We start from the raw sequence: 22487 nt of genomic DNA, 5'->3' as shown, positions 1-22487 counted from the left end.
GATTATATCAACGCGGTCCCCGGAACGGCAAGGTTCCCCGGAGCGCGCGGTACTCGGGCGTGGCCAGGACGCGACTGGTGCCCAGGAAGATCACCGCGCCCATGCCAACCCCCAGCGCCAGCCAGGCGGCGTCGAGCCAGCCGCTCCCGCCCCGCGGCCACACCCAGAGCCAGAGCGCGCACCACGCCGCCAGCGGCGTGGAGGCCAGAAGCGTGCGCGCCAGGCTCTCCAGGAGTGCGCGGCCGCCGAGCCCACCGAAGCGGCGGCGCGCGACCCACAGCAGGAGGACCACGTTGACATAGGCGCCGATCGATGACGCGAGCGCCAGCCCGCCATGGGCGAGCGGTCCCATCAGCACGAGCGCGGCCAGCACGTTGGCGGCGACCGAGAGCAGCCCCAGTCTGACGGCGGTGCCCGCCTCGCCGACGGCGTAGAAGGCCTGGGCGGCGATGCGGGCGCCGGAGAACCCGACCAGTCCTACCGCGTACCAGGCCAGCGCCTGGGCCGTGGCCAGCGTGTCGGTGGGTCCGAACTGGCCCCGCTCGAAGAGCACGCGAATGATCGGCGTGCGGAGGATGACGAGCCCGACGGTGGCGGGGACGGCGATGTAGAAGCCGAGCCTCAGGGTGAAGTTGAGCGTCGCGGCGACTCCACGCGTGTCCCCGGCCGCCGCCTGCCGCGCCATGGCCGGGAGCGACGCGGAGGCCAGCGCGATGCCGAACACGCCGAGCGGGAACTCCATCACCCGGTCCGCGTAGTTCAGGAACGAGATGCTGCCCGCCGGCAGCAGGGAGGCCAGGAGCGTGTTCACGAACACGGTGACCTGCACCGCCGCCAGACCGAACACCGCGGGCAGCAGCAGCCGGACGACGCGCCCCAGCGCGGGATGGTTCAGCTCCGCCGAGGGGCTGACGAGCAAGCCGCAGCGGCGCAGGCTCGGGACCTGTACCAGGAACTGGCCGACCCCGCCGGCGAGCAGGCCCAGGGCCAGGGCGAGGATGGGAGGCTCGATGCGCGTGGCCAGGGTCAGCACCGCGCCGATCATGCCCAGATTCAGCACGGCGGGGCCGAGGGCGGCGGCGAAGAAGCGCCCGTGCGCGTTGAGGGCTCCCATGGCCAGCGCCGCCAGGCCGACCAGCAAGAGGTACGGGAACATCACGCGCGTGAGGAACACCGCCAGCGCCATCTGCCCGGGGTCGCTGGCGAACCCGGGGGCGATCACGCGGAGGATCCCCGGCGCCGCCGCGATGCCGAGGAGCGTGGTGGCGCCGAGCGCGAGGAGGGCGCCGGCGATCACCGCCCGCAGCATTCTCGAGAACTCGGCCGGGGTCCGGGTCGCGCAGTACTCGCTGAACACCGGCACGATCGCAGTCGACAGTGCCCCCTCGGCCAGCAACCGGCGCAGCATGTTGGGGATGCGGAAGGCGACGAAGAAGGCGTCCGTGACCGGCCCGGCGCCGAAGGTCAGCGCGACGATCATGTCGCGGACGAAGCCGAGGACACGGCTGCCCAGCGTAGCGGTACCGATGCTGCCGAGGGCTGCAACGACCTGACGCTCGACGGTCATGCCGCCCCGGGCCCCGCCGGGATTCCGCTGGCAATTCGCCGGCGGTTGCGGCAGAATTCGACGCGAACCCGATCGTGCAAGGAGGCGTTCCGTTGGCGAACATAAAATCGGCAATCAAGCGGATGCGTCAGAACGAGAAGCGCCGCGCGCGCAACCGCATGGTCCGCTCCAAGGTCCGCACCGCCGTGAAGTCCGCCCGTACGGCGCTCACCGCGGGTGCCGCGGACGGGCGGGCGGCGGCGCTCGAGGCCATCCGCGCCCTCGACAAGGCGGTCACCAAGGGTGTCGTTCACCCCAACACCGCCGCCCGCAAGAAGTCCGCGCTCGCCCGTCGCCTCGCCGCCCGCGTGTAAGCTCACCGGCCCTCCCCGACCAGCCCGCCCAGCAGCTCGCTGGCGGCCCGCGTGAGCGTCTCGCCCGCCTCCGGCCCGTAGAGGCTCGCGCAAGCGACGTACGTCACGCGCGCATAATCCGCGGCAGTGAGGAAGTAGCCCAGGTAGTCATTGGACACCCCCGCCACGAAGGCCTGGCCCCACGTCGACGGCACACTGCGCTTGATGGCTTGGCCGAGGCTCGACTGGAGCTCCCCTGGAATCGCCACCCAGGCGGCGTCGCCGAGCGCCCCGCCGACCAGTTCGGTCTCGCGCGGTAGCGCCTGGCCGAGAGGAACCGTAAGCCAGCGGGGAATCCAGGCGCCGCCGCAGTTCCGCAGCGACAGATGCGGGGCCGGCAGGGCGACGCGTGCGGTGCGGATGGCCACCGCGCCGTGCCGCCCAGCGTGGGCGTGGGTCCAGACGGCGCGAACCGCGGCGGCCAGCTCCCTTCCTGCCGCCTGGGCCTCGGTGGAGCCGTGACGCTGCGGGCTCACGTCGCCCACGGCGCCGTTCACGAACAGGGTCGGGACGCCGAGACGGCGCTCCAGCTCGCGCGTGGCCACGCCCATGACGTCACCCGAGAGTCGGAGGTTCCGAGGGCCGAGCATCGTGCCGTGGATCGCGAAGTTCCAGAGTGCGGCGATGGGCGCGCCCGTCGCGGCCAGGATTTTCACGACCACGATCTCCGAGTCGACCGGACGGCCGAGGCGGCCCGTCGTGAGCCCGGACGCCGCGCCGCTGGCCGAGCCCACGCGGGCGGCAACCCTGTGGGCGTCGGCGCGGCGGATCGCCTCGACGACGCTCTCGACGAGCGCTTCGTGCACCGCCTCGTCGCGACGGTCGACGCTGAGTGCGCCCAGCAACGCCGAATCGAAGAACGCGCCAGGCCCCGAATGCGTATGGGAAGCGGAGAGAATCACCGTCGCCGACGGCACGCCGGACTCGCGGAGGCGTTGGGCGACCCGGGCCGTGAACGCGCGATCGACCGCGATCAGATCGGCGGACACCCAGGCCAGGCGGGCGCCGGCGCCTTCCACGACCAGGGCGCGGGCCCCCAGCGGGTCCAGCTCCCCCTCGCTCGGCTTGAACCAGAAAGCGTGCGGGTGGCGTCCGAACAGGTCGGGAACGGGGAGCCGCCGGGCAAAGCTCCCGTAGCCGGCGAGGGGCGCGCCGCGCGGGATGCGGAGCGCGACGGACGCCGCGCCGGCCGTGAGGCACCCGTCGCAACGCTCGGCGGCGGCGACCCGCGGCGCCAGGGCCAGCAGAGCGGCGAGCAGGAACACCGGGGATCGCCCGGCCTGGGCAGGCCCGGCCCGGCTCGCGCTACCCCGCACCACAGAGCTCCGCCACCAGCACCGCCATCTCGGCCCGGGCCTCACCGCCCGACTTCAAGCGCTGTTCGGCCCGCCAGCAGCGGATCAGCTTTCCCGCCAGGACGTCTGCCGGCTGCGCGGTGGCCGCGGCGACGAGCGCCTCGACGGCCCCGGGCGGGCGGCGGAGCATGCGGGCGATCTGGTCGACCGACTGGCCGCGCTCGCGCCAGGCGCGGGCCATCCAGGCCGTCCGCACGTCGCGCGTCAGGGCCGCCAGGACGAAGACCGCGTCCTCGCTGGCGAGCAGCCGCTCGAGCGTCTTCAGGGCCCGACCGACCTCGCGGCGCTCGATCGCCCGGGTGAGCTCGAAGATGGCGCTGACCCGGTGCTCGCCGACGACGGCGGTGACCTCGGTGACGCCGACCGCCCGGTTGTCGCTCCCTCCGGCCAGCGCCGCCTTGCGGGCCTCGCCGAGCAGCGCCGCGCTGTCCTCCCCCACCCACTGCACGAGCAGCCGGGCCGCCTCTTCGCTCACGCTGAGGCCCTCGGCCAGCGCGCGCTGACGCAGCCATTCCTCCAGCGCTCGACCCCGCCGGGGCAGGAGCTCGACGACGGCGGTCGCCGGCAGCACGCCCAGCAGCCAATGCGGGCTCCGGCGGTCGCGCGAGACGCCCAGGGGCTCGTCGGCGAGCAGGAGGACCGCGGCCGCGGGGTTGGGACGGGCGAGGTAGCGCGCCAGCGTCTCGGTGCCCCTCGGCGGCAGCGCCTGGGCGTGGCGCACCACCACCAACCGCAGGGCGGCCTGCACCGGCAGCGTGAGCGCCGCGTTGACGACCGCCTCGACCTCCGCCTCGCGAGCGTCGAACGCGTCGCGGTCGAAGACGGCCAGGGAGGGGTCCGGAAACAGGGCGCGGGCGACGACGGCCAGCGCATCGTCCAGGAGCTGCGGGTCGGCGCCGTGGAGGAGCGCGACCGGGGGAAGCTGGCCGCGCTCGGCGTTCCGGAGAAAGGCGGCGTAGTCCACGAGGTCGCCGCTGGGACCGGTCAGAAGCGCTCGACGGTGGAGCTCACCACGGCGCGTCCGATGTCCACCGCGGCCGTGCGGAGCGCCGCCGCCTCGCGCACGATCGTCTCGGAGACGGCGGCGGGCACGCGGAAATCGGCGCGTTCCTGGTACCCGTTGCGCTCGTACAGGACCTTGTTCTCGCGCACGTCGCGGAAGCGGAGATTCATCGTGACCGTGAGGCGGTACTGGCGGACGTTCGCGCTGGCATCGAACGCCACCGAGTCCACCTGGTACCCGGTGATCTCGCCCTCCAGGATCGCGTCCGCCTCCTCCGGCTTCACCACGCGCAGCCGTCCATTCGTCGAGAAGGCCTCGACGATGGCGCGGGTGATGGAGTTTTCGACGGCCGGCTCCGAGGTGCGGTTCTTGAAGACCGGCACCGCGACGGTTTTGATGTGGGCCGGCAGCGTGCCGCGGAGCGTGTAGCCGCAGCCGGCGACCAGGAGACCGGCCGCGAGGAGGAGGGGCACCGCCGGGACGCAGTAGCGAGGTCCGTCAGTCATGAGCGGGTGACGATGTTGACGAGCCGGTTGGGGACGACGACGACCCGCTCGACCCGCCGGGCGGCGAGCCAGGCCTTGACCTTGTCGTCCGCCAGCGCCCGGCGCTGAACGTCCGCCTCGGGCGTACCGGCCTCGACGGTCAGGCGGCTGCGCACCTTGCCGTCGACCTGGACCACGACGGTGACCTCGTCTCGCTCAAGCGCGGCCGGATCGGGCTCCGGCCACCGCCGCGCGAATACGCTCTCGCTATGGCCGAGCCGGGTCCACAGCTCCTCGGCGATGTGGGGGCAGAAGGGGGCGAGCAGGAGCAGCATCGCCTCCACCGCCTCCCGGAGCAGCGCCGTGCGCTCGCCCGGCGGGACGCGCTCCGGCGGCGCCGGCTCGAAGGTCTGGAGCGCGTTGACCAGCTCCATGATCGCGCTCACCGCCGTATTGAAATGGACATCGCGCTCGATATCGTCGGTCACCCGCCTGACGGTCTCGTGGATCGCGCGGCGGAACGTGCGGCCGTCCTCGGAGACCGGCGCCACCCGCGGGCCCTCGGCCTGGCGCAACTCCTCGAGATGCCCGGCGACGAAGCGCCACACGCGGTTGAGGAAGCGGAACGCGCCCTCGACGCCGTGGTCGTTCCAGTCGAGATCCTTCTCCGGCGGCGCCGCGAAGAGCGAGAAGAGGCGGGCGGTGTCCGCGCCATACTTGCGCACCTGCTCGTCGGGATCCACGATGTTGCCCTTCGACTTCGACATCTTGGCGCCGTCCTTGATGACCATTCCCTGGCTCAGCAGCGCGGTGAACGGCTCGTCCACCTTGGTGAGCCCGAGGTCGCGCAGCACCTTGGTGTAGAACCGCGCGTAGAGGAGATGGAGGACGGCGTGCTCGATGCCGCCGATGTACTGGTCGACGGGCATCCAGTAGTCGGCGGCCTGGGGGTCGAACATTCCCCCTTCGTAGCGGGGCGAGCAGTACCGCAGGAAGTACCACGACGACTCGACGAAGGTGTCCATCGTGTCGGTCTCGCGGCGGGCTCGGCCGCCGCAGCGCGGGCAGCGGGCGTTGACGAAGGTGGCGACATCGGCGAGCGGCGAGCCTCCTTTGCCGCTCATCTGGACGTCGCGCGGGAGCACCACCGGCAGGTTCACCTCCCTCTCCGGCACCATGCCGCAGGCGTCGCAGTAGAGGATCGGAATGGGGGCGCCCCAGTACCGCTGGCGGCTGATCCCCCAGTCGCGCAGGCGGTAGTTCACCTTCGCCTCCCCGAGGCCGCGCTGGACCAGCCAGTCGATCGCCCTGCGCTTGGCTTCGGCGACCGTCAGGCCGTCGAGGAAGCCCGAGTTGATCTTGATCCCGGCGCCCGGGTAGGCCTCGCCGACCCAGCCGGGGGGGCGCTCCACGGTCTCGATGATGGGCAGGTTGTGCTGCTTGGCGAAGTCCCAGTCCCGCTGGTCCTCGCCGGGCACCGCCATGACGGCGCCGGTGCCGTAGCCCATGAGGACGTAGTCTGCGATGAACAGCGGGATCTCGACGCCGCTGAAGGGATTCACCACGCGCGCCGATAGCCGGAGGCCCCGCTTGGGCCGGTCCACCGCCAGCCGCTCGATCTCCGACTGGCGCGCCACCTCGGCCCGGAAGGCCGCCACCGTCGCCCGCTCGGCCTCGCCGGCGCCGAGCCGATCCACCAGCGGATGCTCCGGGGCCAGCACGGCGTAGGTCATACCGAAGGCGGTGTCGGGGCGCGTGGTGAAGACGCGGATCTTGAGCTCGGGCCGACCCGCGACGGGCAGGTCGAACTCCGCGCCCTCGCTCCGCCCGATCCAGTGCCGCTGCATCGTGAGCACGCGCTCGGGCCAGCCCGGCAGCCGGTCGCACCAGGCGAGCAGCTCGTCGGCGTAGGCCGTGATCTTGAAGAACCAGCCCTCGATCTCGCGCAGCGTCACCTCCGAATCGCACCGCCAGCACCGGCCCGCCTCCACCTGCTCGTTGGCCAGCACCGTCTTGCACGAGGGGCACCAGTTCACAGCCGAGCGACGGCGGTAGGCGAGCCCCTGCTCGAACATCTTGATGAAGATGAGCTGCTCCCACTTGTAGTAGGCGGGGTCGCAGGTGGTCACCTCGCGGTCCCAGTCGTAGGAGGTTCCCAGCCTCTTGAGCTGCGAGCGCATGGAGTCGATGTTCTCGTAGGTCCAGATGGCCGGATGCACGCCGTGCTCGATCGCCGCGTTCTCGGCGGGCAGGCCGAAGGCGTCCCAGCCCATCGGGTGGAGCACGTTGAAGCCGCGCATCCGCTTGTAGCGGGCCAGGAGATCGCCGATGGCGTACACGCGGACGTGACCCATGTGAATGCGCCCCGACGGGTACGGAAACATCTCGAGGCAATAGAACTTCGGGCGGCTCGGATCCTCGGCGGCGCGAAACTGCTTCCGTTCCTCCCAGATCCGCTGCCACTTGGCCTCGATCTCACGGACGGGGTAGCGGTCGCTGGACATGATTATGCTTGATTTCTACCAGACTTAGCGAGCAGAGGCAAGGCATGACCCGCGGCGCGTGTCGTCACGCGCCGCGGGTCCAGAGGCGATGACTACATCTTCTTGTGCTCGAGCTTGATGCCGGCCGCCTTGGCTGCCTCGTCGGCCTTCTTCACCGACTCCGCGTGCTTGCCGGTATCGTGCAGCTTCTGGGCCTCGGCAATCATCTTCTCGACGTCGGCCTTCTTCTTCGAGTCCGACACCTTGGCCACGCCGTCCTTGAGCTGCTTGATCAGCAGCGGGCACTCCGAGGCGGAGGCGACGCTCACGAATGCGAACGCCACCACCACTGCCACCAACGCCATGAGCTTCTTCATCGGCTGTCACCTCCCCCCGAGCCAAGCCCGCGCTCGTCAACGGAACGCTGGGCGTTCAGTTCCGGTTCCCCGCCGGGTCGGCGGCGCCGGCCTCGGACGGGTGAAAGTAGTCGAAAATCCGCTGGGCCAGCTTGGGGGTCACCTTCGGCACCCCAGCCAACTCGGCGACGGTGGATTCTCTCACGCGCCGGGCCGATCCCAAAGTCTTCAGAAGGCTCGTCCGGATGGTCGGACCGACCCCCGGGATGGCGTCGAGGACCGACTGGATCGTCCGCTTCGTCCGGAGCTTCTTGTGGTAGCTGATGGCGAACCGGTGCGCCTCGTCACGGATCTTCTGCAGCGTGTGCAGCGCGGGCGAGGTCGGGTCGAGAACCAGCGGCTCCAGGCTGTCGCCCCGGTAGACTTCCTCCCGCTGCTTGGCCAGGGCCACGACCGGGATGTAGTCCAGCCCCAACTCCTGCAGCACGTTCAGGCCGATGTTGAGCTGGCCCCGGCCCCCGTCGATCAGCACCAGGTCCGGCAGCGGCGTGCCCTGCTCCAGCGACTTCGAGAACCGCCGCCGCAGCATCTCCTCGAGCGAGGCGAAATCGTCCGCGCCGGCGACGGTCTTGATCCGGAAGCGCTTGTAATCGTCCTTCTTCAGCGCGCCATTTTCCCACACCACCATCGCCCCCACCTGCTCCGAGCCCTGGATGGAGGAGACATCATAGCCCTCGATCCGGTTGGGCAGGCCGGGCAGGGTCAGCGCCCGCTGCAGCTCCTCGACGATCAGCTGCTGCCGGTTCTCGCGGGACAGCAAGTGATTCTGCAGCGCGATCGCTGCGTTGGCCTCGGCCATCGCCACGAACTCCCGCTTGGCGCCGCGCTGGGGGACCAGGAGCTGCACCCGCCGCTTGCGGAGGCCGCTCAGCCACTCCGCCACCAACTCGGCCTCCGGGACCTCCTCGGATATTAAGATTTCGGAGGCGGGGGTCACGTGCTTGCCGTAGAACTGCCGGAGGAACGCCGAGAGGACCTCGCCGTCCTTCCAGCCGGCCACCCGGTCGAAGAAGAAGGCCTCCTGCCCCATCAGGCGGCCCTGGCGCACGAAGAACAGCTCCACGCACGCGTCGCCGCCCTGCCGCACGACCCCGATGACGTCCTGGTCCACCAGGTCCGTCGAGATGATCTTCTGGCGCTCGCGGACCTTGTTGAGCGACTGGATCTGGTCGCGGAGCGCCGCCGCCCGCTCGAACTTCTCCTCGGCCGCGGCGGTCTCCATCTCCCGGGTCAGCTTCGCGACCAGGTCCTCGTCCTTGCCCTCCAGGAAGGCCTGCACGTCGCGGACGGTCCGGGCATAGCCCTCCCGCGTCTCCCAGCCGGTGCAGGGCGCGTTGCACCGATGGATGTAGTACTGGATACAGGGGCGCTCGAGGCGGCCGTCGATCTTGATGGAGCACGTGCGGAGCGGGAAGAGCTGCCGCGCCAGCCGGAGTGTCTCGCGCATCGCCGTCGCCGGATAGAACGGCCCGTAGTAGACGGCGCCGTCGTCCTGGACCCGGCGGGCCACCAGCAGCCGCGGGAAGTCCTCGTTGGTCGTGAGCTTGAGGAACGGATAGTGCTTGTCGTCGCGCAGGATGATGTTGTAGCGCGGCCGGTGCTTGCGGACCAGGTTGGCCTCGAGCATCAGCGCCTCGAGCTCGTTGTCGGTGACGATGTACTCGAGGTCGCCGATCTGTCGCACCAGCGCGTCGGTCTTGGCGTCGCGCGGACGCGACTCCTGGAAGTACGACCGGACCCGGCCCCGGAGCGACGCCGCCTTGCCGACGTAGAGCGCCTGCCCTTTGGCGTCCCGGTAGAGGTAGACCCCGGGGCGGTCGGGCAGCGTGGCGAGCTTCTCTTCCAGCTTCATCGGTGTATTGTAGCGAGGACCGCGAGCCCTCAGACCGTCTGCAGCTTCCTCAGGGCCCGGACGCGGTCGCGCAGCTCGGTGGCCTGCTCGAAGTCGAGCCGGCGCGCCGCCTCCTTCATCCGCGTCTCCAGCTCGACGATACGCCGCTCGAGCGCGGCCGGCGACTCGAACCTCTCCTGGGCGGGCGCTTCCACCTCGACCGTGTAGTAGTCGCGCTCGTAGACCGTCTGCAGCAGCTCCCGTATCGAGGAGCGGATAGACTCCGGGGTGATGCCGTGCTCGACATTGTAGGCCGCCTGGAGTTGCCGCCGCCGCTCCGTCTCCCGGATCGTGGCCGCCATGGAGTCGGTCACCTGATCGGCGTACATGATCACCTCGCCGTTGACGTTCCGGGCCGTCCGCCCGGCCGTCTGGATCAGCGAGGTCTTCGACCGGAGGTAGCCCTCCTTGTCGGCATCGAGGATGGCCACCAGCGAGACCTCGGGGATGTCGAGCCCCTCGCGCAGCAGGTTGATGCCGATGAGGGCGTCGAACTTCCCGAGCCGGAGGTCGCGGATCACCGCCACCCGATCGAGCGTGTCGATGTCGGAGTGCAAGTACCGGACGCGCAGCCCCGCCTGCAGGTAGTACTCGGTGAGGTCCTCGGCCATGCGCTTGGTCAGCGTGGTGACCAGCACGCGCTCGTTCCGCTCGGCGTGGGCCCGGATCTCGTGCAGGAGGTCGTCGACCTGATCGCGGGCCGGGCGCACCGTGATCTTGGGGTCCATGAGCCCGGTGGGGCGGATGACCTGCTCGGCCACGGCGTCCCCTGCCATCTCCAGCTCGTAGGCCCCGGGCGTCGCCGAGACATACACCGTCTGGCCGGTCAGGCGCGTGAACTCCTCGAAGGTCAGGGGCCGGTTGTCGAACGCCGACGGCAGGCGGAACCCGTACTCGACCAGCGCCTCCTTGCGGGAGCGATCGCCGTAGTACATCCCCCGGAGCTGAGGGACGGCCACGTGGCTTTCGTCGACGATGATGAGGGCGTCGGAGGGCAGATACTCGATCAGCACGGGCGGCGGCTCGCCGGGGCGTCGTCCGGTCAGGTGGCGCGAGTAGTTCTCGATGCCGTGGCAGTACCCCAGCTCCCGCAGCATCTCGATGTCGAAGAGCGTGCGCTGCTCCAGACGCTGCGCCTCCAGCAGTCGGTTGCGTGTCCGCAGGAAGGCCAGGCGCTCCTGCAGCTCCTCGTGGATGGTCCCCAGCGCGCGCTCGAGCTGGGCCGCCGGAGTCACGTAGTGGCTGGCCGGATAGATGCCAACGGCCGGCAGCCGCTCCAGCACCGCCCCCCGGAGCGGATCGATGCGATGGAGGGCGTCCACGACGTCGCCGAACAGCTCGATGCGGAGGGCGAAGGTCTCCTCATTGGCGGGAAACACCTCGACGATGTCGCCCCGCACGCGGAAGGTGCCCCGGTGGAAGTCGTAGTCGTTGCGCTCGTACTGGACGCTGACGAGCCGCCGGATGATCTCGTCGCGGTCGATCCGCTCACCCTGGCCCAGCGCCAGATGCATCTCCTGGTAGGTCTCGGGCGCGCCGATGCCGTAGATACACGACACCGACGCCACCACGATCACGTCCCGGCGCTCCATGAGGGACCGCGTCGCCGAGTGGCGCATCCGGTCGATCTCGTCGTTGATGAGGGCGTCCTTCTCGATGTAGGTGTCGCTCTGGGGAATGTAGGCCTCGGGCTGATAGTAGTCGTAGTACGATACGAAGTACTCGACCGCGTTGTCGGGGAAGAAGGCCTTGAACTCGCTGAAGAGCTGGGCGGCCAGCGTCTTGTTCGGCGAGATCACCAGCGTCGGTCGCCCCACCTCCGCGATGACGTTGGCCATGGTGTAGGTCTTTCCGGAACCCGTCACGCCCCGCAGGACGACGTGGCGGCGTCGGGCGCGGATCATCTCGATGAGGCGCGCGATGGCCCGCGGCTGATCGCCGCGAGGCGGGTACTCTGACGTTAGCCGGAACACTGCCCGCGGGCGGGCGCTTAGGACGGCGCCGGGACGGCGATCAGGTACTTGCGCCAGGAGTCCAGCAGCGAGTGGGCGTGGGGATGCTTGAGCAGGTGCGTCGAGAAGACGAACTTCGGGTGCACCGGCTCGCGCAGCAGGCGCAGGCCGGCCTCTTCGAGCAGGCGGTTGCCTTTCTTGAGATTGCAGCGCAGGCAGGCGGCCACCACGTTGGTCCACGTCGTCTCGCCGCCGCGCGAGCGCGGAAAGACATGGTCCACGGTCAGCCGCTCGCCCCGCCGGTTGCAGTACTGGCACGTGTAGCCGTCCCGCCGGAGGATGTTCTTCTTGTTGAACGCTACCCGGTCGAGGAACGGCTTGCGGATGTAGATGGCGAGACGGATCACCGCGGGCAGCGCAAAGGCCACCGACGGCGAGCGGACGACACGAGGGGACGCCTCCACGGCTTCGGCCTTGCCGGCCAGGAGCAGCGTGATGGCGCGGCGGGCGTTGGTGAAATGCAGCGGCTCGTAGGTGTAGTTCAGCACCAGGACCGCGATTTCATCCATGATCGTGCGTCAAGCATAGACGGCGGCTCGACAGGTGTCAAATGGGCGCCCCTCAGCCCCGCCCGAGATTGCGCAGCAGGAATAGTAGATTGGCCGGACGCTCCGCCAGTCGGCGCATGAAGTAGCCGTACCAGTCCTCACCGAACGGCACCAGCACTCGCACGGCCAGCCCCTGGGCCCGCAGCGCGGCGCCGAGGTCGGGACGGATCCCGTAGAGCATCTGGATCTCGAAGCGATCCGGTCCGATGCGCCGCTCGGCGACCCGGTCGCGGACGCCCGCGATCAGGCGTTCGTCGTGCGTCGCGAAGCCCGGATAGACGCCCCGGCCCAGCGCGTCGGGGGCCAGCAGCCGGTCGATCAGTCGCGCGTAGGCTTGATCGACATCGCGCTTGTCGGGGTACGCGATCTCGCGCGGCTCGCGATAGGCGCCCTTGCAGAGTCTGACGGTGGCGCCGAGCTCGACGAGTCGCTCGACGTCGGCGGGCGTGCGCCGCAGATAGGCCTGCACCACGCACGCGCAGTTCGCATAGGTCGGGCGGAGCCGGGCGTAGAGAGCCAGCGTGCGCTCGGTGTAGGCCGACGACTCCATGTCGATCCACACCCGCGTCCCCGTCGCCCGCCCCCGCTCGAGCACCCGGGTCAGGTTGGCCCGGCACACCGGCTCGCCGAGGTCGAGACCGAGATGGGTGAGCTTGAGCGACGGCAGCGCGAGGAGGTTCCGTCGCTTGATCTCGTCGAGGAATTGTAAGTAGACCTCGGTGGCGTGCTCGGCCTCGGCCGGCGTGCGGACATTTTCGCCGAGGTAGGTGACCGCCCCCTGCAGGCCGCGGGCGTTGAGGTCGGCGATGACGGCCAGCGCGTCGTCGGCGGACGTACCCGCCACGAAGCGACGTACGAAGCGTCGCGTGACCGGCAGTCGATTCATCCACTCGCCGATCCGGGGTCGCGTCGACAGCGCGAGGAGCAACGCGCGCAGGATCATACGTCGGGGGGCGAAGGCACGAGGTCGATCATCGCCATGCTTCGATCGCTTCCGCCATGATACCCTCCCGCAACCCCCAGTCGCTGACGACGAGGGCGGGGACGCCGGTGGCCTCCAGCGTGGCCAGCACGATGGCCACGCCGGGAATGATGAGGTCGGCGCGCCCGGGCTCGAGGCACGGAAGCGCCGCTCGGTCGGCCAGGCTGAGGCTCCCGAGCCGATCGCGCAGGCGCTCGACAGCTCCCCGGCTCAGCCGGTGGCCGTGCACGCGCTCCGCGTCGTACTCGGTGAGGCCCTGATCGAGGGCGCCCAGCGTCGTCACGGTCCCGGCGGTGCCGACCACATGGCCCACGCCGGGCGCGCGGATGGGCGGCGGCAGCTCGGCCAGGAGCTGACGGCGAATCTCGTCCTCCATCTCGCGGTAGCGGTCCCGGTCCACGCGGTTCGGGAACGGATAGCGTTCGGCCAGCGGGACGACGCCGAGCTTCAGGCTGACCGCGGCCGCCACCTGGCCATCGCGCGCCAGGACGAACTCCGTGCTCCCTCCGCCGATGTCGAAGGCGAGCAACGGGCCCGCGCTCGAGCGCAGCCCTTTGAGAATGCCACGGATCGTGAGGCGGGCCTCGTCCTGGCCGCTGACCACCTGCACCGGCCGGCCGGTCGTACGCTGGACCGCCGCCGCGAACTCCTGGCCGTTGGCCGCCTCGCGCACGGCGCTGGTGGCGATGATGTGCGTCTCGCTGGCGCCGGCGCGGACCGCGCGGTCGACGTACTCGGCGACGACCGCGCCCGTTCTGGCCATCGGCGTCTCGCCCAGGCGGCCGCGGGCGGCCAGCCCCTCGCCCAGACGGGTGATGCGCTGGTCCTGGTCGATGACGCGCCACGGCCCCGTCGCGTCCACCTCGACGACCAGCAGCCGTACGGTGTTGGTGCCCAGGTCGATGCTGGCCAGTCGCCGCGGCGTCATGGCCGGCGAGGGTGGAGACACGGACGCCCCGCCGGCGACGGGCACGGGGAGCCGCCGCCGATGGGGCGGGTCGATGCGGGCGTCGGGCTGACTACTTGCCCTTCAGTGTGCGGATGTAATTGACGATCTCCCAGCGCTCCTTCTCCGGCAGGTGTTTCCAGGGGGGCATCGCGCCGCGCCCGTTGGAAATCTTCCAAAAGAGCTCGCCCTCCGTCTGGCTCTGGACCCGCGCCGAGGTCCAGTCGGCCGGCTTGGGCGGAGGCAGCGCGACGGCCGCGGGGCCGTCGCCCTTGCCCGAGGCACCATGGCACGAGATGCAGTTGGTCTCGACGGACTTCTTGGCGTTACCGGCGCCCTTCACGGGGTTCTTGACGTTCTTGGCCTCGGCGGGAGCCTTCCATTCGCCCTGCGCCGAGACGATGGCTGCGCTCGCGGCGGCGACGAGCGTGGCCGCCAGAGCGACCGCCAGTGATTTCCGGGACCTGCTCATGATGCCTCCTCCGATCGGATCGTGATGACGTTCACAATCGTACCGGCCCATTAGACACTCGTCGGACGGAGGGGGTCAAGGCGGTGTTCAACGCCCGAGCGCGGCCATCATCTCCTTGACCCGCGTGAACTTGACCCGTGGCCGGCCCCCGGCCCGCCCCCGGGCGACTTCCAGCGCGTCCAGCTTCTGCCAGTCGGCGTAGGAGACGATGTGGGGCTGGCGCTCGCGGACGACCCGCTGGGCGGCTGCGGCATCGGGCTCGGCGGGCTGGAGCACCTGGCCCTGGGCCGCGTCTTCGATCATGCAGGCGACGGTCTCCGCCGCGTCGGGCTTGTTGGTGCCGATGACGCCCGTGGGCCCGCGCTTGATCCAGCCCGCCGTGTACTCGCCCACCCGCGGCTGCCGCGTGGCCGGGTCGAGCACGCGTCCCTTTTCGTTGAGGATCACGCCCCAACTCTCGTTGAACGGCACCTCCGAGAGCGGCACGCCCTTGTAGCCGACGGAGCGGAAGACGAGGCCGACCTGCAGCTCTTCGAACTCGTTGGTGGGTTTCGCCTGGAGGGTCCCCGTCTCGGTGGCGTAGAGCTGGTTGCGAACGAGGCGCAGTTCCACCACCTGCCCGGCTTCGTCGCCCATCACCTCGACCGGCGACACCAGGAAGCGCAGGATCAGGCGGCGGGGCTTGCCGGTCGGCGTGCGCCGCGCCGCCTCCTGGAGGATCTCCACCTTCTTCATTGTCGCCCGGTCCTGGCTGCGCTCGAGGGCCGCGCGGCTCAGCACGTCGAGCTCGGCCTCCTCCGGCAGTACGATGAGGTCGGCGCCGGGCAGCTCGCTGAGCTCCTTGATCTCCGGGTTCGTGAAGGCCGCCTGCGCGGGGCCGCGGCGACCGAGCAGGTAGACCTCCTTGAGGCGGCTCTGCCTGAGCGCCTCCAGCGCGTGGTCGGCGATGTCGGTCTTGGCCAGCTCCTCCGGCGTGCGGCAGAGAATCCGCGCGACGTCCACCGCGACGTTGCCGACGCCGACGATCGCCGCGCGCGCGTGGGAGAGGTCGAACTGGCAGTCGCGGTAATCGGGGTGGCCGTTGTACCAGGCGACGAACTCGGTCGCGGGATAGCTGCCGCGCAGGTCCTCACCCGGGATGCCCATCCGCCGGTCAGTCTGGGCGCCCGTGGAGTAGAGGATCTGGTGGTAGTGCCGGCGCAAGTCATCGACCGTGAGGTCCCGCCCGAGCTCCACGCCCCCGTAAAACCTGAACCGCGGGTTGGCGGCGACCTTGTCGAAGACGGCCGTCACGCTCTTGATCTTCTGGTGGTCGGGCGCCACTCCCAGGCGCACCAGGCCGTAGGGCGTCGGCAGGCGGTCGAACAGATCGACCTCGATCACCAGTCCCTCCTGGCGGAGGAGATGATCGGCGGCGTAGTACCCGGCGGGTCCGGCTCCGACGATGGCGACGCGCAGGGGCCGATCCGCCGTCCCCAGGCGTGCCCTCACGCCTGATCCTTGAGGAGCTGGAGCTGCAGGGTGTCGACTTCCCCCTGGTACTGATCGCGCTGCACCTTCAGGATGTCGCCGATCGACACGATCCCCACGAGCTTGCCGCGTTCCATCACGGGCAAGTGGCGGATGCGCCTTTCGGTCATCGTGTGCCCTGCGGCGGCCAGGTCGTCCTGGGGCGACCCGATGATGACCTCCTTGGTCATGATCCGGCTGATCGACCACTGGAAGACCGCCTCGGTTTTCGCCAGGGCCCGCACGATGTCGCGCTCGGAAACGATGCCCACCGGTTTCTGTGTCTCGTCCACGACGACGAGCGCGCCGATGTTGTGCTCGGCGAGAAGCGCCAGCGCCTCGCGGATCGTCTGCTCAGGCTGGACGGTGACGACCTTGACACCCTTGCTGGCGAGCACGGTTGCGATGTTCATGCGCCTCCTCCTTGACTCCGGTGTGGGGCCGGTCGCCTCGATCTTACCGATGATGCCTGGCCGCCGCCAGCCAGCTGAGGGCCGCGGCGACGCCGTAGGCGCCCGCCACCTGGCCCGTCACCGGCGCCGGGGCGGCCCACGGCCAGAACACCGCGCCGCTGGGGAGTGGCGAGTGGATGACGCCGCAGATCGTGGCCAGGCTGGCCGCCGCGAAGAGCAGGGCCGCCATGGCGTGGCGTCGGTCGAGAATCGACACCAGCGCCCAGCCCCAGACCAGCGCCGTCAGGATGAACCCGTTGCCCAGGACCAGTAGGGCCTGCCAGGTGGCCCCGGCCTCGCCGCTGAGGTCGACCGGCGTCTTGCCCAGCGCGCCGATCAAGCTTGCCGACTGAATGAGCACGACGGCGGCGGCGACGGGAAGGAAGGTCAGCGCGACCGCGGCCCCGTGGCGATCCGGCGAGGCGAGGAACGCCTGCGCCGTGATCTCGAGGCCGATGAAGATGAGGATCGGCGCCACCGCCGCCTCCGGGAGCAGCGGGACGATGAACCCGAGCGCGCCCAGCGCCGCCCCCACGCCGATGACGAGCCCGGTGGCGAGCGTGTAGCCCCCGCGGGCGCCCATGGCCTTGTAGGCAGGATGACCGATGTAGGGCGTGTTCTGGATGACGCCCCCGCAGACGCCGGCGGCGATGGTGGCCAGGGCCTCGGTGAGCAGGATGTCGCGCGTCCGGTACTCGTCCCCGGCCGCCGCGGCGGATTCCGTGTTGTCGATGCCTCCGATGACCGTCACCAGCGCGAAGGGCAGCGCGATGCTGAGGTAGGGCAGCATCTGGGGAAGCGCGTCGAGCCACGCCAGCGTCGGCCAGGGAATCGCCAGGCGAAGCGCCGTGGTCGGCAGAGCGTGCTCGGGGCCGGGGCCTCCCAGGGCCGCCCGCAGCCAGAAGATGCCGGTCCCCGCGAGGACAGCGGCCAGCGCGCCGGGCATGCCGAGCGGCATCCTGACGCCGCCCAGGAGCGCCAGCAGCAGGACCACCAGGGCCACGAGGCCGACCAACGGATCGCGAAAGATCTTCAGCGCGGGCAGGAAGGCGATGAGCAGCACCGCGACGCCGGCGATCGAGCCGAGCAACGCCGCCCGCGGCACGATTCGCCGCGTCCAGTCCCCCGCGAACGCCAGCGCGGTCTTAGCGGCGCCGATCGCGATGGTGATCCCCATCCCGACCTTCCAGGCCAGGTACGGATCGCCGGTGGCGAGCTTCACCGGCCCCAGCACGCCGAAGACCATCGCGAAGAGCGTGGGGGTGTCGATGCCGAACGGCATCGCGGTGACGTCGTCGCGCCCGGAGCGCTGCGCGAGGCGGACGGCGAACCAGGTGTAGGCCAGGTCCCCGAGCAGGACGCCCAGCGCCGTGCCGGGCACCATGCGGTAGAGGACGAGATCGCTGGGGAACTGGAAGACGCCGATCAGCAGGCTCGCCAGGATGACGAGGTTCGTCGTGTTGTCGAGAGCGAGGCCGAGAAAGCCGTTGAGGTCGCCGGAGCGGATCCAGCGCGCCGGGGTCAGGATGGCTGGCCGACGCCTCCGAGCATCTCGCGCGCGCGCGTGCGGGTCAGCTCGGCCATGGCCCGGCACCACGCCAGGCCGCCACGGTTGTCGGCGACTTCCTTGAAATCGAACTCGAACACCGGCGACAGACGATCGCCCAGGCGCAGCCGGGCGCCGTACGACTTGCCTTCCCGCTCGTCACCGGCGTCCAGCAGCACCTCGAAGCGCGGATGCTCGCGCTTGGCGTGCGACGTGAGGAAATTCCAGAGCCAGCGCGCGACCTCGTCGTACGAACCACCGGAAAACATGACGGTAGTGTAGCACCGGACGCGATCGCGGCCCCGGCCGACGCCCGCGGGCGGCGGGGCGAATCGGGGGGACCACGGCGGTCCCCCCGAGCCGGTCACCTCAGCACTCGTTGAACCCGCACGACAGGCACTTCTTGCAACCTTCCTCGTAGATGAAGGTCGCCTGGCCGCATTCCTTGCAGAGATCGCCGATGGTCTTCCGGCCCGTCGCGGCCGCCGCGAAGTCGTTGGCGGGCTTGAGCTGGCCGATGTGCTCGGCCAGGGTGCGGGCGATCGCATCGGGGAGCGACAGGATCTTGGCAAGGCCGAAGCCAGTCGGCTGGCCACCTCCGATTCGGCTGAGCTGGCTGATGACCTCTTCGAGCCGTCGCTGAGCCGATAGCGGCGAAGGCAGCCTCAGAACGAGCGAAATCAGCCGTCCAAGAGCCTCGGCGACCGCCATGGTGTCCGAGCCCGCTTTGCCTACCTGGACGAAGACCTCGAAGGGCTCGCGGTCGGGAGTTTCGTTGACGGTGATGAACGCCGTGCCGATCGGCGTCTCGGTGCGGTACGTCGTGCCGCTCAGGCTGTGTGGCCGCGGCTTGATGACGACCGGACCCGCCGACGCGGGGGCGACCGCCTTGTCCTTCTTGATGCCGACGTTCAGGACCTGCTCGCCCTTGCAGCCGTCGCGGAAGACGGTGATGCCCAGGCAGCCGAGCTGCCAGGCCAGACGATAGGCACTGGCGACGTCTTCCTCGGTGGCGTTGTTGGGCAGGTTGATGGTCTTGCTGACGCCGTTGTCGGTGTAGCGCTGGAAGGCCGCCTGATGGCGCACGTGCCACTCGTAGCCGATCTCGTGCGAGGTCTTGAACACGCGCGCCGCGTCCTCCGGCAGCCCCGGGATGCCGTGCAGCGAGCCCCGGTGCGCGATCTCCTGCATGAGCGCATCGGAGTAGATCCCCTGCTCCTTGGCCAGCCACTCGAAGGTCTCGTTGACGAACGTCAGCACGCGCTCCCCGTCCGGCTGCTTGACGCGATGCTCGAAGGCCAGCGCGAAGATCGGCTCGATGCCCGACGAGCAGCCGGCGATCATCGAGATCGTCCCGGTGGGGGCGATCGTGGTGACCGTCGAGTTCCGCATAGGCCCCACGTTCCGGTAGATAGAGTCTCCCCAGTTCGGGAAGGGCCCGCGCTCCTCGGCCAGCTTGGCGGACTGGTCGTGGGCCTTGTCCTTCACGAACGACATCAGGCGCTCGGCGAGGTTGATCGCCTCCTGGCTGTCGTACGGGATGCCGAGGATGAAGAGCAGGTCGGCCCAGCCCATGATACCCAGGCCGATGCGGCGGTTGGCCTTCACGGTGGCATCGATCGCGGGCAGCGGGTACGGGTTCATCTCGATGACGTCGTCGAGGAACCGGACGGCCAGCCGGATGACGCGCTCCATCTCCTCCCAGTCGACGGACCACTCCCCATCGGCTCCCCGCCGCGCGAACTTCGACACGTTGAGCGAGCCGAGGTTGCAGGCCTCGTTCGGCAGGAGCGGTTGCTCCCCGCACCCCCGGGAGATGTACCCCTCGGTGATCCACGTGTCTGTTTCCGGCTCGTAGAGGTCGTACGTCGTGGCGACGCCGACCGCTTCGATGCGCAGGATCTTGGCCGCCCCGAACACCCCGGCGTGGAGCGTCTGGACCTCGTCGCCGACATGACACCGGTCCAGGCGGGTCGGGAGGAACCCGGCGCCCTGCCGGTAGACGTGGAATTGATGGCTGGCGGTGACCCGAAGGCCGCCGCCGTCCGAGAAGTCGACCCGGAAGATCGGAGTATTCGGATTGATCTCCACGCGCTCGACAGGCCGAGGACCGTCGACGGTGAGGATGAGGCCGCCCGCGCGAACGGCGTCGGCTCGACGCCACCCTTCGGGCGTGGCCACCCGCGTGTCGCCCGTGACGCAGGGATTGGTCGCCTCGATCATCCCGATCTCGGGCGTGGGGTTCGCCGGGCTGGCGTTGATCCGGTCGATGAAGACCATGCCCGGATCGCCCGTGCGCCAGGCGGCCGCGACGACGCGCCGGAACACCTCCGGGGCCGAGAGGCGCCCGATCGGCTTGCCGTTGCGCGGGTTGATGAGGTCGTAGTCCTCGCCCTTCTCCAGGGCCTCCATGAAGGCGTTGGTGGCGGCGACGGAGATGTTGAAGTTGGTGATGCCCCCGTCCAGCTTGCACTCGATGAACTCGAGGATGTCGGGGTGATCGACCCTCAGGATCCCCATGTTAGCGCCGCGACGGGTGCCGCCCTGCTTCACGGCCTCCGTCGCGCCGTTGAACACGCGGAGGAAGGACACCGGCCCGGAGGCCCGTCCACCGGTGGAGGTGACGATGTCGTCTTTCGGGCGCAGGCGAGAGAACGCAAAGCCCGTGCCCCCCCCGCTATTGTGCGCCGCAAACCCGTTTGCGATATAAGCGTGCTTCTCGGGAACGGTCAGATCGTAGACGCGACGAATGCCGGCCGGACGGATCGCCGTGACGCGGACGAAAAAGAAGTCATCCTTCGCCAACTCCTCGAAGAACGACGGGAATGGCCCCGAGCCCTTCAAGGCGGCCGTAATCCGCTGCCGGCTCAGTTCCCTGGGGGCTGTGACTCGATTGAGCAGGTCGTCGAACAGCCTCTTTGCCTGCCGCCGCTGGTCCGCCGGAAGTCCGTCATACCACGTGCGGAGTCTGCGCCGCTGATTCGGGATCGTTTCACCCTTCACGAAGATCGCGTCCTCATCGACGGCCGCCAGGCGTGCCGCTTTGCGTCCAGCGATGAATCCGATCTTCCGCCGGAACATCCGGAATCCTGCCTTGGTGCAGACGGAGACCTGGTAGACCTCATAGCCCGAGGCCCAGACGTCTTTGCGCAGGTGCGTCGGCACGCCGAGGGCCAGCAACAGGCTCTGAAGGTCTTCGGCCAGTCGCGGTGAGATCGTCGTCAGAGTGATGTGGCCGTTCTTGCGGACACATCCGTCGGCCGTGAAGAGCCCACGCACGAAAGCACAGGCCACTTCTTCGGTGCTCCGGAGGATGATCGGCGGGATCTGGGCCTCGCGGGCCGAGGCCTTCGTCACGCCAAGGAAGTCGAACCATGCCTTGATCTGGGTACTCAAGATTGCGACTTCAAACGTGTGCTTCCGGGCATCGTAACTGATCGAAGCCCGCTTGCCGAACAGCGCGAAGCTGGTCTCTTCGATCCTCCGGACGACCTCGGGACACTCCCGGCTGACCGTGACGCGGATGCCGTCGCGATGGTTCGAGCCATCACCGATGTAGAGACCGATGAGTTCCGCCAGGGCGGGCGTCAACTCCCTGGGCAAGCGGTATTCCGTGGCTCTGAAGCTGGTGCAGTTTCCGCCCCGCTTCTGAGCGAATTCGAACTCCGGGAGCTTCGTCTCACCGCAGATCCAGGGCCCTGGCTTCATGACGAGCCAGTCGCCTCCGCGGAGCTCGCCGATCTTCCGCCAGCCATAGGAACCGTCGTCAGCGACGACCAGCAACCGGTGTTCGGCGGTCCCGACGATCCGGTAGCCCCGGTTCGTCCGGACCTCGAAGACGGGCTGCTCGCCGTTGTCGTGCCACGCGCTGACATGGAAGGGACCCTCGTCGGTCATGACCAGGGCGCCGTCTGGGACCTCGCTTAGACGGGTCAGCCCATTGCTCATGACCCAGGTGTCGGCGACAAGGCACTTGTGGATGATCGCCGCCGCCTTCACCGAGTCGAAGATCTCCTCCATCGAGTCGCCGACCGGGAGCACGTAACACGCGGAGTACTGCAGGCCGTTGCCCTTTCCGGCGTTCATGAGCGTGGGAGAGTTCGGCAGGAAGTAGCCGTCCACCATCATGTCGTAGAAGGCCTCGGCGATCTCCCGCACGGCCGCCGGGCTGCGCCCGTAGCGCGCCTCACCGGCGGCAATGGACTGGGCCACCCGCCAGCACATCTCCTCCGGGGTCTCGACCACCTCCCCATCCCTGCGCGTGAGGTAGCGCTCGCGGAGTACGCGGAGAGCGGGTTCCGTCCACTTGCCGACCTTCGCCGGGCGGCTTTCCGACAGCATGCTCCTTTCCTCCTTTCGCTCGAACACCCTGGAATGGTCGCGCCGCTGACCCTGCCGGCGGACCCTGAGCAGACCCCCTCCTATAAC

The 22487-nt window shown here is 69.6% G+C and carries 18 protein-coding genes; 1 reads left to right on the top strand and 17 read right to left on the bottom strand.

The features are described from left to right. Positions 1 to 7 precede the first annotated feature (7 nt). On the bottom strand, positions 8 to 1567 hold the full coding sequence (gene murJ, locus VGV13_02825) for a murein biosynthesis integral membrane protein MurJ (GenBank protein HEV8640012.1): 1560 nt from the start codon (positions 1565 to 1567) through the stop codon (positions 8 to 10). 92 nt (positions 1568 to 1659) lie between these two features. On the opposite strand from murJ, the gene rpsT reads away from it, so the two are divergent. After that, a complete protein-coding gene (gene rpsT / locus VGV13_02820) occupies positions 1660 to 1920 on the top strand; it encodes a 30S ribosomal protein S20 (GenBank protein ID HEV8640011.1) in 261 nt (86 codons plus the stop codon). 2 nt (positions 1921 to 1922) lie between these two features. On the opposite strand, the gene VGV13_02815 is transcribed toward rpsT, so the two are convergent. The 16 genes from VGV13_02815 to VGV13_02740 form a co-directional block, all read right to left on the bottom strand. Next, positions 1923 to 3224: a neutral/alkaline non-lysosomal ceramidase N-terminal domain-containing protein gene (locus VGV13_02815; protein ID HEV8640010.1), complete on the bottom strand. Its 1302-nt coding sequence runs from the start codon at positions 3222 to 3224 to the stop codon at positions 1923 to 1925. Between the two features lie 40 nt (positions 3225 to 3264). Next, positions 3265 to 4278, bottom strand: a complete 1014-nt coding sequence (gene holA / locus VGV13_02810; GenBank protein ID HEV8640009.1) for a DNA polymerase III subunit delta — start codon at positions 4276 to 4278, stop codon at positions 3265 to 3267. Between the two features lie 20 nt (positions 4279 to 4298). Continuing rightward, positions 4299 to 4823, bottom strand: coding sequence for an LptE family protein (locus VGV13_02805; protein ID HEV8640008.1), 525 nt, complete (start codon positions 4821 to 4823; stop codon positions 4299 to 4301). Beyond that, entirely contained in the window at positions 4820 to 7306 is a 2487-nt protein-coding gene (gene leuS / locus VGV13_02800) for a leucine--tRNA ligase (protein HEV8640007.1), read from the bottom strand. The genes VGV13_02805 and leuS overlap by 4 nt, the downstream gene beginning before the upstream one ends. Positions 7307 to 7398: 92 nt before the next feature. Then, positions 7399 to 7662, bottom strand: a complete 264-nt coding sequence (locus VGV13_02795) for a hypothetical protein (GenBank protein ID HEV8640006.1) — start codon at positions 7660 to 7662, stop codon at positions 7399 to 7401. Between the two features lie 55 nt (positions 7663 to 7717). Further along, positions 7718 to 9553, bottom strand: a complete 1836-nt coding sequence (gene uvrC, locus VGV13_02790) for an excinuclease ABC subunit UvrC (GenBank protein HEV8640005.1) — start codon at positions 9551 to 9553, stop codon at positions 7718 to 7720. Between the two features lie 29 nt (positions 9554 to 9582). After that, positions 9583 to 11565 (bottom strand): excinuclease ABC subunit UvrB, encoded by a 1983-nt coding sequence (gene uvrB, locus VGV13_02785; GenBank protein HEV8640004.1) that lies wholly within the window; start codon positions 11563 to 11565, stop codon positions 9583 to 9585. A 17-nt stretch (positions 11566 to 11582) separates the two neighbouring features. Further along, positions 11583 to 12113, bottom strand: coding sequence for an HNH endonuclease (locus VGV13_02780; protein ID HEV8640003.1), 531 nt, complete (start codon positions 12111 to 12113; stop codon positions 11583 to 11585). 52 nt (positions 12114 to 12165) lie between these two features. Then, positions 12166 to 13038: a proline dehydrogenase family protein gene (locus tag VGV13_02775; GenBank protein HEV8640002.1), complete on the bottom strand. Its 873-nt coding sequence runs from the start codon at positions 13036 to 13038 to the stop codon at positions 12166 to 12168. Between the two features lie 85 nt (positions 13039 to 13123). Further along, positions 13124 to 14062, bottom strand: a complete 939-nt coding sequence (locus VGV13_02770; protein HEV8640001.1) for a Ppx/GppA phosphatase family protein — start codon at positions 14060 to 14062, stop codon at positions 13124 to 13126. Positions 14063 to 14153: 91 nt separating this feature from the next. Next, positions 14154 to 14552: a cytochrome c gene (locus tag VGV13_02765; GenBank protein HEV8640000.1), complete on the bottom strand. Its 399-nt coding sequence runs from the start codon at positions 14550 to 14552 to the stop codon at positions 14154 to 14156. An 87-nt stretch (positions 14553 to 14639) separates the two neighbouring features. Next, entirely contained in the window at positions 14640 to 16043 is a 1404-nt protein-coding gene (locus VGV13_02760; GenBank protein HEV8639999.1) for an FAD-dependent oxidoreductase, read from the bottom strand. Continuing rightward, positions 16040 to 16474 carry a CBS domain-containing protein gene (locus VGV13_02755; GenBank protein HEV8639998.1) on the bottom strand — a complete coding sequence of 145 codons (435 nt, stop codon included), beginning with the start codon at positions 16472 to 16474 and terminating at the stop codon, positions 16040 to 16042. The genes VGV13_02760 and VGV13_02755 overlap by 4 nt, the downstream gene beginning before the upstream one ends. A 43-nt stretch (positions 16475 to 16517) precedes the next feature. Further along, complete coding sequence (locus VGV13_02750; GenBank protein ID HEV8639997.1) at positions 16518 to 18110, bottom strand: MFS transporter; 1593 nt, start codon at positions 18108 to 18110, stop codon at positions 16518 to 16520. Further along, a complete protein-coding gene (locus VGV13_02745) occupies positions 18035 to 18328 on the bottom strand; it encodes a hypothetical protein (GenBank protein HEV8639996.1) in 294 nt (97 codons plus the stop codon). Before VGV13_02745 ends, VGV13_02750 begins: the two co-directional genes overlap by 76 nt. Positions 18329 to 18428: 100 nt before the next feature. Then, the gene (locus VGV13_02740; protein HEV8639995.1) at positions 18429 to 22400 is read right to left on the bottom strand and encodes a ribonucleotide reductase N-terminal alpha domain-containing protein; all 3972 of its coding nucleotides are present in this window, start codon (positions 22398 to 22400) and stop codon (positions 18429 to 18431) included. Positions 22401 to 22487 lie beyond the last annotated feature (87 nt).

It is taken from the genome of Candidatus Methylomirabilota bacterium (genome assembly GCA_036001065.1).
In the GTDB taxonomy this organism is placed as follows: Bacteria; Methylomirabilota; Methylomirabilia; order Rokubacteriales; family CSP1-6; genus MNEF01.
This window is presented reverse-complemented; position numbering and strand designations above follow the sequence as displayed.